At 65.6% G+C, this 13,429-nt stretch carries 14 protein-coding genes, 1 tRNA gene and 1 pseudogene; 15 read left to right on the top strand and 1 reads right to left on the bottom strand.

All coding sequences use genetic code 11. From position 1 onward, the window contains the following. Positions 1-9: 9 nt before the first annotated feature. The 15 genes and pseudogenes from AB843_RS07405 to AB843_RS24870 all read left to right on the top strand — a co-directional run. Positions 10-447, top strand: coding sequence for a ribbon-helix-helix domain-containing protein (locus tag AB843_RS07405; protein WP_048646387.1), 438 nt, complete (start codon positions 10-12; stop codon positions 445-447). A 169-nt stretch (positions 448-616) separates the two neighbouring features. Further along, positions 617-1,645, top strand: a complete 1,029-nt coding sequence (gene trbB / locus AB843_RS07400; RefSeq protein WP_048646186.1) for a P-type conjugative transfer ATPase TrbB — start codon at positions 617-619, stop codon at positions 1,643-1,645. After that, complete coding sequence (locus AB843_RS07395) at positions 1,642-1,989, top strand: TrbC/VirB2 family type IV secretion system protein (RefSeq protein ID WP_048646185.1); 348 nt, start codon at positions 1,642-1,644, stop codon at positions 1,987-1,989. The genes trbB and AB843_RS07395 overlap by 4 nt, the downstream gene beginning before the upstream one ends. After that, positions 1,989-2,270: a VirB3 family type IV secretion system protein gene (locus AB843_RS07390; RefSeq protein ID WP_048646184.1), complete on the top strand. Its 282-nt coding sequence runs from the start codon at positions 1,989-1,991 to the stop codon at positions 2,268-2,270. The genes AB843_RS07395 and AB843_RS07390 overlap by 1 nt, the downstream gene beginning before the upstream one ends. Positions 2,271-2,283: 13 nt before the next feature. Beyond that, positions 2,284-4,722 carry a conjugal transfer protein TrbE gene (gene trbE / locus AB843_RS07385; RefSeq protein ID WP_048646183.1) on the top strand — a complete coding sequence of 813 codons (2,439 nt, stop codon included), beginning with the start codon at positions 2,284-2,286 and terminating at the stop codon, positions 4,720-4,722. Further along, a complete protein-coding gene (gene trbJ, locus AB843_RS07380; RefSeq protein WP_048646182.1) occupies positions 4,719-5,477 on the top strand; it encodes a P-type conjugative transfer protein TrbJ in 759 nt (252 codons plus the stop codon). Before trbE ends, trbJ begins: the two co-directional genes overlap by 4 nt. A gap of 14 nt (positions 5,478-5,491) precedes the next feature. Next, positions 5,492-5,884: a putative entry exclusion protein TrbK-alt gene (gene trbK-alt / locus AB843_RS07375; RefSeq protein ID WP_082143697.1), complete on the top strand. Its 393-nt coding sequence runs from the start codon at positions 5,492-5,494 to the stop codon at positions 5,882-5,884. Between the two features lies 1 nt (position 5,885). After that, the gene (gene trbL, locus AB843_RS07370; RefSeq protein ID WP_048646181.1) at positions 5,886-7,256 is read left to right on the top strand and encodes a P-type conjugative transfer protein TrbL; all 1,371 of its coding nucleotides are present in this window, start codon (positions 5,886-5,888) and stop codon (positions 7,254-7,256) included. Continuing rightward, complete coding sequence (gene trbF / locus AB843_RS07365; protein ID WP_048646180.1) at positions 7,256-7,939, top strand: conjugal transfer protein TrbF; 684 nt, start codon at positions 7,256-7,258, stop codon at positions 7,937-7,939. Before trbL ends, trbF begins: the two co-directional genes overlap by 1 nt. Further along, a complete protein-coding gene (trbG, locus tag AB843_RS07360) occupies positions 7,936-8,976 on the top strand; it encodes a P-type conjugative transfer protein TrbG (RefSeq protein ID WP_048646179.1) in 1,041 nt (346 codons plus the stop codon). The genes trbF and trbG overlap by 4 nt, the downstream gene beginning before the upstream one ends. A gap of 95 nt (positions 8,977-9,071) precedes the next feature. Continuing rightward, positions 9,072-10,220, top strand: coding sequence for a TraB/TrbI/VirB10 family type IV secretion system protein (locus AB843_RS07355; protein WP_082143720.1), 1,149 nt, complete (start codon positions 9,072-9,074; stop codon positions 10,218-10,220). Next, positions 10,217-10,459 (top strand): DUF2274 domain-containing protein, encoded by a 243-nt coding sequence (locus AB843_RS07350; protein WP_048646177.1) that lies wholly within the window; start codon positions 10,217-10,219, stop codon positions 10,457-10,459. Before AB843_RS07355 ends, AB843_RS07350 begins: the two co-directional genes overlap by 4 nt. Positions 10,460-10,587: 128 nt before the next feature. Continuing rightward, a complete protein-coding gene (locus AB843_RS07345) occupies positions 10,588-10,860 on the top strand; it encodes a hypothetical protein (protein ID WP_157384452.1) in 273 nt (90 codons plus the stop codon). 131 nt (positions 10,861-10,991) lie between these two features. Beyond that, a complete protein-coding gene (locus AB843_RS07340; RefSeq protein WP_342021913.1) occupies positions 10,992-11,393 on the top strand; it encodes an HVO_A0114 family putative DNA-binding protein in 402 nt (133 codons plus the stop codon). Further along, a pseudogene (locus tag AB843_RS24870) lies at positions 11,390-12,478 on the top strand (recombinase family protein); the annotation flags it as partial. The gene AB843_RS07340 and the pseudogene AB843_RS24870, both read left to right, overlap by 4 nt. A gap of 528 nt (positions 12,479-13,006) precedes the next feature. Here the strand turns inward: AB843_RS24870 and AB843_RS07325 are convergent. After that, positions 13,007-13,096: transfer RNA gene (locus AB843_RS07325), tRNA-Ser, on the bottom strand. Positions 13,097-13,429: the final 333 nt, after the last annotated feature.

Genomic DNA, 13,429 nt, shown 5'->3' with positions numbered 1-13,429 from the left:
GTGACGGCCATGCAGACCAAGACCCGCATGAACGTCTATTTCGAGCCGGAGCTTCTGAAGAAGGTCGAGGCGCTGGCGCTTCGCCGCAACATCTCCAAATCCGCCGTGATCGAAGCGGCCGTGGCGTCGTTCCTGTCGGCCGATGCGTCGGAGCGGCTGGAGGCGGTGTTCGCCCGGCGCATGGACAAGATCAGTCGCCAGATCGACGGGCTGGACGAGGATGTCGCCATTATCGGCGAAACGCTGTCGCTGTTCATTCGCTTCTGGCTGACCGTCACACCGCCACTGCCTGAAAGCGCGCAGGCGTCGGCGAGAGCCAAGGGTGCGGAGCGGTTCGAGGGCTTCCTGCAATCCCTGGGCCGGCGGCTTGCGACAGGCGATCGGTTCCTCAAAGACCTGTCGCGCGACATCGACTCACGCCGTGACGGGACCGCCGATCCAGAATAGCCGAAGTCCAGTGGCCACCGGCGGCAGTATTCAATCCCGCCGATTACCGCCGTTTCTTCGCTATGGCCGCCGGGTGTTAGATACTTGTTGAATCAGCCTAATTTCCGGCTCTTTTAATTATCCCCGTCCGGGGACCGTCTGATGTCTCCCCGGCGGACACGGGGATCAGATGGCCGTTTCACATCACAAATCGGAAGGCTTGGCGCGAGGCGCGCGGATGCTGCGCACCGCGCTCGGCTCGGCCATCGCCCGGTTTCTCGAAGACGCCGCCGTCGTCGAGGTGATGCTGAACCCGGACGGGCGCATCTGGATCGACCGACTTTCCGAAGGACTGTCCGACACCGGCGAGCGACTGTCACCCGCCGATGGGGAGCGGATCGTGCGCCTGGTCGCGCACCATGTCGGCGCCGAGGTTCATGCCGGCGCTCCGCGTGTCTCGGCCGAACTGCCGGAGACAGGGGAGAGGTTCGAGGGCCTGCTGCCGCCCGTGGTGGCGGCGCCGGCCTTCGCCATCCGCAAGCCCGCAGTCGCCGTGTTCACGCTCGACGATTACGTCCAGGCCAGGATCATGTCCGCGCGCCAAGCCGAGACGCTGCGTGCAGGCGTCGCGTCCCGCGCCAACATCCTCGTGGCAGGCGGGACGTCCACCGGCAAGACGACGCTGACCAATGCCCTCTTGGCCGAAGTGGCGAAGACCTCCGATCGCGTCGTCATCATCGAGGACACGCGTGAACTGCAATGCGCCGCGCCGAACCTCGTTGCCATGCGCACCAAGGATGGCGTGGCGTCCCTGTCGGATCTCGTTCGCTCCAGCTTGCGCCTGCGCCCCGACCGTATCCCGGTCGGCGAAGTACGCGGCCCGGAGGCGCTGGACCTCCTGAAGGCATGGGGCACTGGCCATCCCGGCGGCGTCGGCACGATCCACGCCGGCAGCGCCATCGGCGCGCTGCGCCGGATGGAACAGCTCATTCAGGAAGCGGTCGTCACCGTTCCGCGCGCGCTGATCGCCGAGACGATCGATCTTGTTGCCGTCCTCACCGGGCGCGGTTCCGCGCGCCGGCTGTCCGAACTCGCCCGTGTCGATGGCCTCGGCCCGGACGGCGATTACCGCGTCGCGCCCGCCGTCATCGAGGGCGACGGCGGTGCGGCCTCTCTCAGCCATGCCCTCAGCCCCAACTCCAAAGGAGACCGTCCATGATCCAACGTCTGCGCTCCCTGCGCCCGTCCCAAATGCACCATTACCTCACCACGACGGCATCCGCCGCCATGGTGAGCCTCTTGATGGCCGCGCCCGCCCATGCCTCCGGCTCGTCCATGCCGTGGGAAGCGCCGCTGCAATCCATCCTCCAGTCGATCGAAGGCCCGGTCGCCAAGATCATCGCGGTGATCGTCATCATCACCACGGGTCTCGCACTGGCCTTCGGCGACACGTCGGGCGGTTTCCGCCGCCTGATCCAGATCGTGTTCGGCCTGTCGATCGCCTTCGCGGCGTCGAGCTTCTTCCTGTCGTTCTTCTCGTTCGGCGGCGGGGCACTGGTCTGATGGCGGGCGTCGTCGATCAGGGGAGCGAGGTTCCGGGCTTCACCGTGCCGGTCCATCGGGCGCTGACCGAGCCGATCCTGCTCGGCGGCGCTCCGCGCGCCATCGCCATCATGAACGGCACACTGGCAGGCGCGGTCGGCCTCGGCCTGCGCCTCTGGCTGGTCGGTCTCGCCATCTGGGCGATCGGCCATTTCGCGGCAGTGTGGGCGGCGAAGCGAGACCCGCTCTTCGTCGAGGTCGGCCGCCGCCATCTGCGCATCCCCGCGCATCTCACGGTCTGAGGGGAACGCACCGATGATGAGTCTCGCCGAATACCGCAATCGCAACAGTCGGCTTGCCGACTTCCTGCCCTGGGCAGCACTGGCCGGCACCGGCATCGTGCTCAACAAGGATGGCAGCTTCCAGCGCACCGCCCGATTCCGGGGGCCGGACCTCGACAGCGCCGTGCCCGCCGAGCTGGTCGCCGTCGCCGGCCGCCTCAACAACGCCTTCCGCCGCCTCGGCTCGGGCTGGGCGATCTTCGTGGAAGCGCAGCGTCATCCGGCCGCGACCTATCCCGCCAGCACCTTTCCCGACGCCGCTTCCGCGCTGGTCGATGCCGAGCGCAAAGCGGATTTCGAGGAAGCGGGCGCACATTTTGAATCCAGCTATTTCCTGACCTTCACCTATCTGCCGCCGGCTGAAGACGCAGCCCGCGCGGAAACCTGGCTCTATGAGGGCCGCGAGAAGAGCGGCATCGACCCCAATGAGGTGATGTCGGCCTTCGCTGACCGCACCGACCGGCTTCTTCGCCTGATCGAAGCCTTCATGCCCGAATGCCGCTGGCTCGATGACGGCGAGACGCTGACCTATCTGCACGGCTGCGTATCCACGCACCGGCACCGCGTCCGCGTCCCCGAGACGCCGATCTATCTCGACGCGCTGCTCGCCGATCAGCCTCTGACCGGCGGGCTGGAGCCACGCCTTGGCAGCCAGCATCTGCGCGTGCTGACCCTCACCGGGTTCCCGACGGCGACGACACCGGGCCTGCTCGACGAACTGAACCGTCTTGCCTTTCCCTATCGGTGGAGCACGCGCGCGATCCTGCTCGACAAGACCGACGCGACGAAGCTTCTGACAAAAATCCGCCGCCAGTGGTTCGCCAAGCGCAAATCCATCGCCGCGATTCTGAAAGAGGTGATGACGAACGAAGCGTCGGCGCTGGTCGATACCGATGCGTCGAACAAGGCGGCGGATGCCGATCTCGCCCTACAGGAACTCGGCGCGGATTATGCCGGTGTCGCCTATGTCACCGCGACGGTGACGGTGTGGGACGCCGATCCGCGCACAGCCGATGAAAAGCTGCGGCTGGTCGAGAAGGTCATTCAGGGCCGCGATTTCACCGCGATGGCCGAGACCATCAACGCCGTGGACGCCTGGCTCGGATCGTTGCCCGGCCACGTTTACGCGAACGTGCGGCAGCCGCCGATTTCCACACTCAATCTCGCCCACATGATCCCCCTGAGTGCCGTGTGGGCGGGGCCGGAACGGGACGAGCATTTTGCAGCGCCCCCACTGCTCTTCGGCAAGACCGAAGGCTCGACCCCGTTCCGGTTTTCCCTCCATGTCGGCGATGTCGGCCACACGCTGATCGTCGGCCCGACCGGCGCAGGCAAGTCCGTGCTTCTGGCGCTGATGGCGCTTCAGTTCCGCCGCTACCATGGCGCTCAGGTCTTCGCCTTCGACTTCGGCGGTTCGATCCGCGCCGCTGCGCTCGCCATGCGCGGCGATTGGCACGACCTAGGCGGCGGGCTGACGGATGGCTCGGAAACATCGGTCAGTCTTCAGCCGCTGGCTCGGATCGAGGAGACGAGCGAACGGGCGTGGGCGGGTGACTGGATCGTCGCCATCCTGATCCGCGAGGGCGTCACCATCACGCCCGAGGTGAAGGAACATATCTGGACGGCGCTGACCTCGCTCGCCTCCGCGCCGGTCGGAGAACGAACCATCACCGGCCTCTGCGTGCTGCTCCAGTCGAATGACCTGAAGCAGGCGCTCCGACCCTACTGCGTTGGCGGCGCGTGGGGACGCTTGCTCGACGCCGAGAACGAACATCTCGGCACGGCCACCGTTCAGGCGTTCGAGACGGAAGGGCTGATCGGCACCGACGCCGCGCCTGCCGTGCTCGCCTATTTGTTCCACCGCATCGAAGACCGGCTCGACGGATCGCCGACGCTCATCATCGTCGACGAAGGCTGGCTGGCGCTGGACGACGAGGGCTTCGCCGGCCAGCTCCGCGAATGGCTCAAGACGCTGCGCAAGAAGAACGCCTCCGTCATCTTCGCCACGCAAAGCCTGTCGGACATCGACGGCAGCGCCATCGCGCCCGCCATCATCGAGAGCTGCCAGACCCGGCTTCTGCTCCCGAACGAACGGGCGATCGAGCCGCAGATCACCGCCATCTATCGCCGCTTCGGCCTCAATGACCGCCAGATCGAGATCATTGCACGCGCGATGCCCAAGCGCGATTATTACTGCCAGTCCCGACGCGGCAACCGCCTGTTCGACCTTGGCCTCAGCGACGTGGCGCTGTCGCTCTGCGCCGCATCGTCGAAGGCCGATCAGGCCACCATCGCCCAGCTTCTCGCCGAACACGGCCCGGATGGCTTCCTCGACGCCTGGCTGCGCCATCGCGGCGTCGATTGGGCGGCCGACCTCATTCCCGACCTCACCAACCTGGAGAAACTGCCATGAAACTGCGTCGTTCCCGTATCGCGCGGCTCACCGCCGCGCTGTTCCTTGCGCCCGTCGCCATCGCGCCCATACTGGCGCCGCCGGCTTATGCCATCACCGTGTTCGATCCGTCGAACTATGCGCAGAACGTGCTTCAGGCCGCCCGCGCACTCCAGCAGATCAACCAGCAGATCACGCAGCTTCAGAACGAAGCGCAGATGCTCATCAATCAGGCCCGCAATCTGGCGAGCCTGCCATATTCCGCGCTGCAACAGATTCAGCAGTCGGTCCAACGCACCCAGCAGCTTCTGGCCCAAGCGCAGAACATCGCCTTCGACGTTCAGAAGATCGACCAGATGTTCAGCCAAAAATACGGCAACGTCTCGCTGTCAGCCACCGACAGCCAACTTGTCGCCGACGCCCGTTCGCGCTGGCAGAACACGGTCGGCGGCTTGCAGGACGCCATGCGCGTGCAAGCCGGCGTCGTCAGCAATATCGACACCAACCGCGCGCAGATGTCGGCGCTGGTCGGCCAGAGCCAGGGTGCGACCGGCGCGCTTCAGGCGACGCAGGCCGGCAATCAGCTTCTCGCGCTTCAGACTCAGCAGCTTGCCGATCTCACCGCTGTCGTCGCCGCCAATGGCCGGGCGCAGGCGCTCACCAATGCCGAACGCGCCGCCGCCGCGGAACAGGGGCGCGAGCAGCGCCGCCGTTTCTTGACGGCGGGCGCGGGCTATCAGCCCGGCAGCGCCAAGATGTTCTACGGCAACAATTGACGGGGGCGACGCCAATGGACGGCAAGATGCTTGCCCGGCTCGGCGCTGTCGTCTTCGTCGGCGTCGCGATCACCGCCGCCGTGATCGAGTTCACACGCCGGCCCGAACCATCCGAGCTTCGCCCGCTCGCCCGCGAACGCAGCGATACCGGCGACATTCGTCAACGCCTTCGCCATTGCCGGGATTTGGGCGAGGCCGCCACGCGCAACCCCGCCTGCCTCGACATATGGGCAGAGAACCGTGACCGCTTCCTAAAGCAGGGCGCACGGGCATCAGGTGCGCCGAGCGCCCCAACGACCCTTTGGCCACCCACGCCAAGCGAAGATCCAATCGCCAAGGAAACAGAGGCGGCCATTCCGCCCGAGCCTGCACGGCCGCCCGTTTCTCCTGACGAGAGGGTGCGCTGACATGGGCGGCACCGGCGTCATCGACCATTTCCTCGAAGTCTTCACCCGCTACATCGACGGCGGTTTCGGCCTTCTGTCGGGCGAGGTCGCCTTCATCGCCACGACGCTAATCGTCATCGACGTGGTGTTGGCGGCGCTGTTCTGGTCATGGGGCGCCGATGACGACATCATCGCCCGGTTGGTCAAGAAGACGCTGTTCGTCGGCGTCTTCGCCTACATCATCGGCAACTGGAACAATCTCGCCCGCATCGTCTTCGAAAGCTTCGCTGGTCTCGGCCTGAAGGCGTCTGGGACCAGCTTTTCCGTCGCCGACCTGCTGCGCCCCGGCAAGGTCGCGCAGACCGGCCTAGATGCCGGGCGTCCGCTGCTCGAATCCATCTCCGACCTGATGGGCTGGGTCTCGTTCTTCGAGAACTTCATCCAGATCGCGTGCCTGTTATTCGCCTGGGCGCTGATCCTGCTCGCCTTCTTTATTCTCGCCATCCAGCTCTTCGTCACCCTGATCGAGTTCAAGCTGACGACGCTTGCGGGCTTCGTGCTGATCCCCTTCGGCCTGTTCGGCAAGTCCGCCTTCATGGCCGAACGGGTGCTCGGTAACGTCATCTCAAGCGGCATCAAGGTTCTGGTGCTCGCTGTCATTATCGGCATCGGCTCCACGCTATTCTCCGAATTCACAGCGGGCTTCGGCGGCGCGACGCCGACCATCGACGATGCGATGGCGATCGTGCTCGCCGCGCTGTCGCTGCTCGGCCTCGGCATTTTCGGCCCCGGCATCGCCAATGGCCTCGTCTCCGGCGGCCCGCAGCTTGGCGCTGGCGCTGCGGTCGGCACGGGCCTCGCCGCAGGCGGCATGGTCATGGCCGGCGGCGCTGCCCTTGGCGCTGCCGCTGGCGGTGCTGGCGCTCTCGCGGGAGGGGCTGCCGCTGCCGCCCGTGGCGGGGCGTCGCTCGCGGGTGGCGCCTCTACCGCCTACAGCCTGGGCGCTGCCGGCCAGACTGGCGCGTCCGCCGTCAGTTCCGGTCTCGGCAATGTCGCCAGCGCCGGTGCTCAAGCCGCCATCTCCCCCTTGAAGCGCGCAGCATCGAAAGCCGCCGACAGCATGAAGCAGAGCTATCAGGCCGGCGCTCGCGGTGCGTTCGACGTGACGGGCGGTTCGTCCACCGCCGGCACGATCGGCGGTGAAGCCGCCGATGGCGGGGCTGCGCCTGCCGCCTCGTCCTCGTCCGCCGCTGACGGCCCGCCCGCCTGGGCCAAGCGCATGAAGCGCTCGCAGCAATTCACGCACGGCGTTCAGGCCGCCGCCCATTCCGTGCGCAGCGGCGACAGCCACGGCGGCGGCTCCTCCGTCAATCTTTCCGAAAGTGACCGCTGATGTTCAAACGACCCTCCACCCACTACGGCAAATCACCCCAGCCGGAGACGCCCTACCAGCGGGCAGCGCAGGTCTGGGATGACCGCATCGGTTCCGCCCGCGTGCAGGCGAAGAACTGGCGCTTCATGGCCTTTGGCTCGCTTGCCCTGTCTGCCGGCCTGTCGGCCGCGCTGGTCTGGCAATCCACCAGCGGGTCGATCGTCCCGTGGGTGGTTCAGGTGGACAAGCTCGGTCAGGCGCAGGCCGTTGCGCCCGCCGTTGCCGACTATCGGCCAACCGATCCGCAGATCGCGTTCCATCTGGCCCGCTTCATCGAACAGGTCCGGGCGATCCCGGCAGACGCGATCATCGTGCGGCAGAATTGGCTTCGCGCCTATGAGTTCACGACACAGGCCGGCGCTCTGGCGCTCAACGACTATGCCCGCGCCAACGACCCGTTCACGAAGGTCGGAAAACAGCAGATCGCGGTCGAAGTCTCCTCGGTAATCCGCGCATCGCCCGACAGCTTCCGCGTCGCCTGGATCGAGCGCCGCTATCAGGACGGCTCGCTCGCCTCCACCGAGCGCTGGTCCGCCATCCTCACCGTCGTCGTGCAGGTCCCGCGCGACCCCGAAAAACTCCGGGCCAATCCGCTCGGAATCTACGTCAACGCCATCAACTGGTCGAAGGAGCTTGGACAATGATCCCCGCACTCCGCAAAGCCGCCCCCCGGAGTGCAGGGCATCCGGCTTTCCGTAAATCCGCTTTCGCGGCTGTCCTCATCTGCACAACAACGATTGGCGGCTGCGCCACCACGACCCCGCCACCGGACATCGCCTATGACGATGCCGCGCCGGCCGTGCAGACGGTCGATCCTCCGGCGCCGGTCACGGTGGTCGAACTGCCACGGCCGTTGCCGCTTCCCGGCCAGATGAAACCTGTCGAGACGACACGCCGCACGCCGGAGCCGGCTGATCCCGCCGCCCGCGTCAATCAGGCCAATGCGCAGGCCCGCGTCCAGCCGGTGCGAGACGGCTTCATCAATTCCATGCAGGTCTATCCCTTCACGCAAGGAGCGCTCTATCAAGTCTATACCGCTGTCGGGCAGATCACCGACATCGCCCTTCAGCCCGGTGAAACGCTCGTCGGCTCCGGTCCCGTCGCCGCCGGCGACACCGTGCGCTGGATCATCGGCGATACCGAGAGCGGCACGGGCGCTGCCCGGCAGGTCCATATCTTGGTGAAACCCACGCGCGCAGAGCTGATGACCAACCTCGTCATCAACACTAACCTGCGCACCTACCACATGGAACTGCGCTCGACCGAGCGCACCTATATGGCATCGGTGTCCTGGCAGTATCCGCAGGACCAGCTCATCGCGCTGCGCCGCCAGAACAGCCAGGCCGAGGCGGCGCAGCCCGTTGCCAGCGGGGTCGATCTCGCCAACGTCAACTTCCGCTATGAGATTTCGGGCGACCGTGCGCCGTGGCGGCCGCTGCGCGCCTTCGACGATGGAAGGCAGGTCTTCATCGAGTTTCCGCGCGGTATCGGCCAGGGCGAGATGCCGCCGCTCTTCGTCGTTGGGCCGGAGGGTAACACCTCCGAATTGGTGAACTATCGCGTGCGCGGCCACCACATGATTGTGGACCGGCTCTTCGCCGCCGCCGAACTGCGCTTCGGGACCGACCGCAACCAGAAGCGGGTCCGCATTTCCCGAACGGACGGGAGGCCCGCATCGTGAACGAGGTCGATCCCGAAAAAAAGGAAGCGCAGAGCCCGGACGCGCCAGAAACCCCGGACGATGCCAGACCGCTGACCGGTGAGCCGGTCGCGCCCATGCGGCTCCGCCCCGAGCCGCCGCGCGTCACCCGGCTGTCGCGCAAGGTGCTCGCCGGTCTTGGTCTTGTCGCCAGCCTCGGCGTCGGAGGCGCGCTGATCTACGCGCTCCAGAACTCGCAGGAGGGCCGCGCGAGCGAGGAACTGCTTTCGACTGACAACCGGGCAACGCCGGACGGCCTCAACAGCCTGCCGCGCGACTATACCGGGCCGGTGCTCGGCCCGCCGTTTCCCGGCGATCTCGGCCGACCGATCCTCGACGCGCAGAACCGCGGACAACCCGTCACGCCTCCGCTCGCCGGCACGACCACCGTCCAGCCCGGTCTCAGCGCCGAGGAGCAGCGCCGCTTGCAGGAACTGGAGGCGGCGAGAACCGCGCGGCTCTTCGCTTCGACGGAGACACGCACCGCCGCGCCTGTTGCGGCGACGACGGCCGACGCTACGGCGGCGGCACCGAATCTTGCCAGCCTTGGCCTTGCGCCCCAGCCTGCTACGCCCTCGGCGCAGGACCGCCAGCTCGCCTTCCTCAACCAGACGCCCGACCGGCGCACGGTCTCGTCCGATCGCGTCGCCGCACCCGCGTCGCCGAATGTGCTTCAGGCCGGCGCGGTAATTTCCGCCGCGCTCATCACCGGCATCCGGTCCGATCTTCCGGGCCAGATCACCGCGCAGGTGACGGAGAACATCTACGACAGCCCGACCGGACGCATCCTCCTCATTCCGCAGGGCACCCGCGTTATCGGAGAATATGACAACGGCGTCGGCTTCGGTCAGCGCCGCATCCTGCTCGTCTGGAACCGGCTGATCTTCCCGAACGGCCGGTCGATCGTGCTGGAGCGTCAGCCGGGTGCGGATACGCAAGGCTATGCCGGCCTGGAGGATAGCGTCGATTATCACTGGTGGGATCTCGCCAAGGCGGCCGCGCTCTCGACGCTGCTCGGCATCGGCACCGAACTCGCCACCGACGATAATGACCGGCTGGTGCGAGCCATCCGTGACGGCGCACAGGACACCGTCAATCAAGCCGGCCAGCAGATCGTCCAGCGCCAGTTGCAGATCGCGCCGACGCTGACGATCCGGCCGGGCTTTCCCGTGCGCGTCATTGTCACCCGTGACCTTGTGCTCGAACCCTATGGGGGAACGCCATGACCAAGCTGAAGTTAGGCCCGATCGCCGACGACAAACCCATCAAGGTCACGCTGGAGCTGCCTGCCGGCCTGCACCGCGACCTGACCGCCTATGCCGAAATCCTCGGCCGCGAGGCAGGGCACGGCCCGTCCGATCCTGTTCGCCTCATCGTGCCCATGCTGGAGCGGTTCATCGCCACCGATCGCGGCTTCGTGAAAGCTCGCCGAAAATCAGCGTCGTCCGACGCTCCGATCGCATGAAGCGATCAAGGTATCGCGAAACCATGACTTCACACTGCCCCCAAACCTCGCAGGATGGTGGGGCGGCGCGGTGCCGCATATTCCGATCGGGGGACCCACGACTGCGTATCCAACCGGACGGTGAGTTCATGTCTCGACGCCAAGCCACCAAAATCCGGCGTCGGGCGCGTGCCGTCTCCGGCAGCTTGCCCGACGACCTATACGATTACATCGATGAGGCCGCAGCAGTGGAACCGCCGCAGGTGCGGGTGACGAAGAAGCAGATAGTCATCCCTTCGCTCGACCATTGGACCGTCTCTGACGACTGGCCTGATCGCGTGCCTGTGACGGAAGCCGAGATCGACCTGTTCGAGGCGTGGTTCGGCGACATTCTCGACGAGCTGTTTGGCAAGCCCGGCTAATCCCCAGAGGCGATTGGCGGGAATAGATCATTACTCGTTGATATCGTAATCTGATAATGATACTTATCGAGTAAGCAGCCGCCTTGCTCATCGAGCGTCCGTCTGGCTGTGCCGCTGGAAGGAGGCGACAGGTGACAAGAACGCTCAGGATCGGGATCGCCAGCCCCGAGGACATGAAGGCCCGCGCCATGCGGATTGCGCGTGGGGAGGAGAAACCTGGTCCCAGCGACCCGACGGTCTGGTTCCCTTCGACAGAATCCTTCGCGCGCATTCTCTCCGCCACCAATCGAGCCATGCTCTGCACCATCGCAGAGCGGGAGCCGGGGTCGATCGAGGAACTGGCGGAGATGACCGAGCGGGCGAAGTCGAATCTTTCCCGCACCATGAAAACAATGATCGACTACGGCATCGTGCGCATGGAGCGCAGCGGCCGGAAGCTCGCCCCCAAACTCAATTATGACTGCGTGTCGCTGGAATTACGCCTTGCCGAACCACGCGCTCGTGTCGCCGAGGCCGAAGGAGACCTCCCATGAACAAGGAATCTCCTCTGGTCGCCACGCGCGCCGCCCTTTACCTGCGCGTCTCCACCGCGCGTCAGGCCGAGCATGACGTGTCACTCCCTGACCAGCGCAAACAGGGCGAAGCCTATTGCGAGGCTCGTGGCTATCAGCTCGTCGAAACCTTCGTAGAGCCGGGCAATACCGCCACCAACGATCGCCGGCCCGAGTTTCAGCGCATGATCGAGGCGGGCACGTCCAAGCCTGCGCCGTTCGACGTGGTGCTGGTTCACAGCTTCTCGCGATTCTTTCGCGACGCCTTCGACATGGAATATTACTATCGGAAGCTCGCCAAGAACGGCGTCCGGCTCATCTCCATCACCCAGGAACTGGGCGACGATCCGATCCACGACATGATGCGTCGGATCATGGCGCTATTCGACGAATACCAGTCGAAGGAGAACGCCAAGCACGTCATGCGCGCCCTGAAGGAGAATGCCCGGCAGGGCTTCTGGAACGGCGCGCTGCCGCCGATCGGCTATCGCATCGTCGCGGCCGAGCAGCGCGGCGCGAAGACCAAGAAGAAACTGGAGATCGACCCGCTACACGCCGACACGGTGCGGCTGATCTACCGGCTCGCTCTTCAGGGGGAAGGCGGTTCCGGCCCGATGGGCGTCAAGGCGATCGTCAACCACCTCAACCGCAACCGCATTTTTACCCGTGACGGCGGGCGTTGGGGCATTGGTCAGCTTCACCGCATCCTGACCCGGCGCACCTATATCGGCGAGCACGAGTTCAACAAACGCTCCAAATCCAAGGAATTGAAGCCGGTCAGCGAGATAGTCGTGGTGCCGGTGCCGCGGCTGATCGACCAGGAGACGTTCGATGCCGTGCAGGAGCATTTGCGCGTCCGCAACTCCAGGGTCACGCCGCCGCGCGTCGTCAGCGGGCCGACCCTGCTGACGGGTATCTGCTACTGCGAGAAGTGCGGCGGAGCCATGACCATTCGCACCGGCAAGGGCGGACGCTACCGCTACTATACCTGCTCGATCAAGGCGCGGCAGGGCGAGACGGGTTGCTCCGGCCGCTCGATTCCGATGCCGCAACTCGACGCCATCGTCTGCGATCATATCGAGAACCGGCTTCTTCAGCCCGAGCGGCTGGAGGAGATCCTGGCCTCAATCCTCGACCGGCGCGAGGAACGGGCCGAGCGTCGCCGCGAGCATATTGCCGAACTGAACCGTCGCGCGGCCGAGACCGAGCTTCGTTTGAAGCGGCTCTATGACGCCATCGAATCGGGCGTAGCCGATCTGAACGATCCGGCGCTGAAAGAGCGTCTCGTCGCCCTTCGGGCGCTACGCGACCAAGCACAGGTCGATTCCGAGCGGGCACAAGCCATGCTCGAAAGCTCCGGCAGTATGGCGGTGACGCCAGTCGTTCTACGCAAGTTCGCCGCGACCGCGCGGCGGCGGCTCAGGCAGGACGGCGGCGGCTACCGGCGGGATCACCTCCGCGCGTTTGCCCAGCGCGTCGAGGTCGGAGAAGGCCATGTTCGCATCATGGGATCGAAGGGCGAACTACTGCGTGCCCTTACTTCGGTCTCTAGCGGGAAATCGGCGGGCATCGGCGTGCCCACTTTGGGACTGAAATGGCGGAGGGAGTGGGATTCGAACCCACGGTGGACTCGCGCCCACGCCGGTTTTCAAGACCGGTGCCTTAAACCGCTCGGCCATCCCTCCAGATTGATTTCGCTAGCTTTTCTGGCTTCTGCCGCACCTTCGAACAGGGCGATTCTACCATTCTGCTACCGAATGCCATTCATAGCTTTGGCTTTACTGCGCTTCTGATCGCAGCGTCAACCTGTTCCGGAGTTCTGCGTGCATTGCGGCATGACATGCGGATACGGATCCAGGGTGATGCCGATCGTCGAGTACCCAAGGCATTCGCTCGCCACCTTTGGATGGATGTCATCCTTGCTCGCTTCCGAGCGAGGCGCAGGCGAACGTGAGGGGTATTTTGGGGAACCTCTGCTGGAGGTTGAGGCGCACCCGCCAGCGAAACTGACCGCTACG

This window comes from Nitratireductor soli, from assembly GCF_001050155.1.
GTDB lineage: Bacteria > Pseudomonadota > Alphaproteobacteria > Rhizobiales > Rhizobiaceae > Nitratireductor > Nitratireductor soli.
Note: the sequence above shows the minus strand (reverse complement) of the source record. Positions and strands in the feature narration are given on the sequence as shown.

What these genes read in the sequence shown, in the direction of transcription:
- AB843_RS07405 (WP_048646387.1), top strand. Translation starts at nt 10, where the DNA reads ATGCAGACCAAGACCCGCATGAACGTCTATTTCGAGCCGGAGCTTCTG.
- trbB (WP_048646186.1), top strand. Translation starts at nt 617, where the DNA reads ATGGCCGTTTCACATCACAAATCGGAAGGCTTGGCGCGAGGCGCGCGG.
- AB843_RS07395 (WP_048646185.1), top strand. Translation starts at nt 1,642, where the DNA reads ATGATCCAACGTCTGCGCTCCCTGCGCCCGTCCCAAATGCACCATTAC.
- AB843_RS07390 (WP_048646184.1), top strand. Translation starts at nt 1,989, where the DNA reads ATGGCGGGCGTCGTCGATCAGGGGAGCGAGGTTCCGGGCTTCACCGTG.
- trbE (WP_048646183.1), top strand. Translation starts at nt 2,284, where the DNA reads ATGATGAGTCTCGCCGAATACCGCAATCGCAACAGTCGGCTTGCCGAC.
- trbJ (WP_048646182.1), top strand. Translation starts at nt 4,719, where the DNA reads ATGAAACTGCGTCGTTCCCGTATCGCGCGGCTCACCGCCGCGCTGTTC.
- trbK-alt (WP_082143697.1), top strand. Translation starts at nt 5,492, where the DNA reads ATGGACGGCAAGATGCTTGCCCGGCTCGGCGCTGTCGTCTTCGTCGGC.
- trbL (WP_048646181.1), top strand. Translation starts at nt 5,886, where the DNA reads ATGGGCGGCACCGGCGTCATCGACCATTTCCTCGAAGTCTTCACCCGC.
- trbF (WP_048646180.1), top strand. Translation starts at nt 7,256, where the DNA reads ATGTTCAAACGACCCTCCACCCACTACGGCAAATCACCCCAGCCGGAG.
- trbG (WP_048646179.1), top strand. Translation starts at nt 7,936, where the DNA reads ATGATCCCCGCACTCCGCAAAGCCGCCCCCCGGAGTGCAGGGCATCCG.
- AB843_RS07355 (WP_082143720.1), top strand. Translation starts at nt 9,072, where the DNA reads ATGCGGCTCCGCCCCGAGCCGCCGCGCGTCACCCGGCTGTCGCGCAAG.
- AB843_RS07350 (WP_048646177.1), top strand. Translation starts at nt 10,217, where the DNA reads ATGACCAAGCTGAAGTTAGGCCCGATCGCCGACGACAAACCCATCAAG.
- AB843_RS07345 (WP_157384452.1), top strand. Translation starts at nt 10,588, where the DNA reads ATGTCTCGACGCCAAGCCACCAAAATCCGGCGTCGGGCGCGTGCCGTC.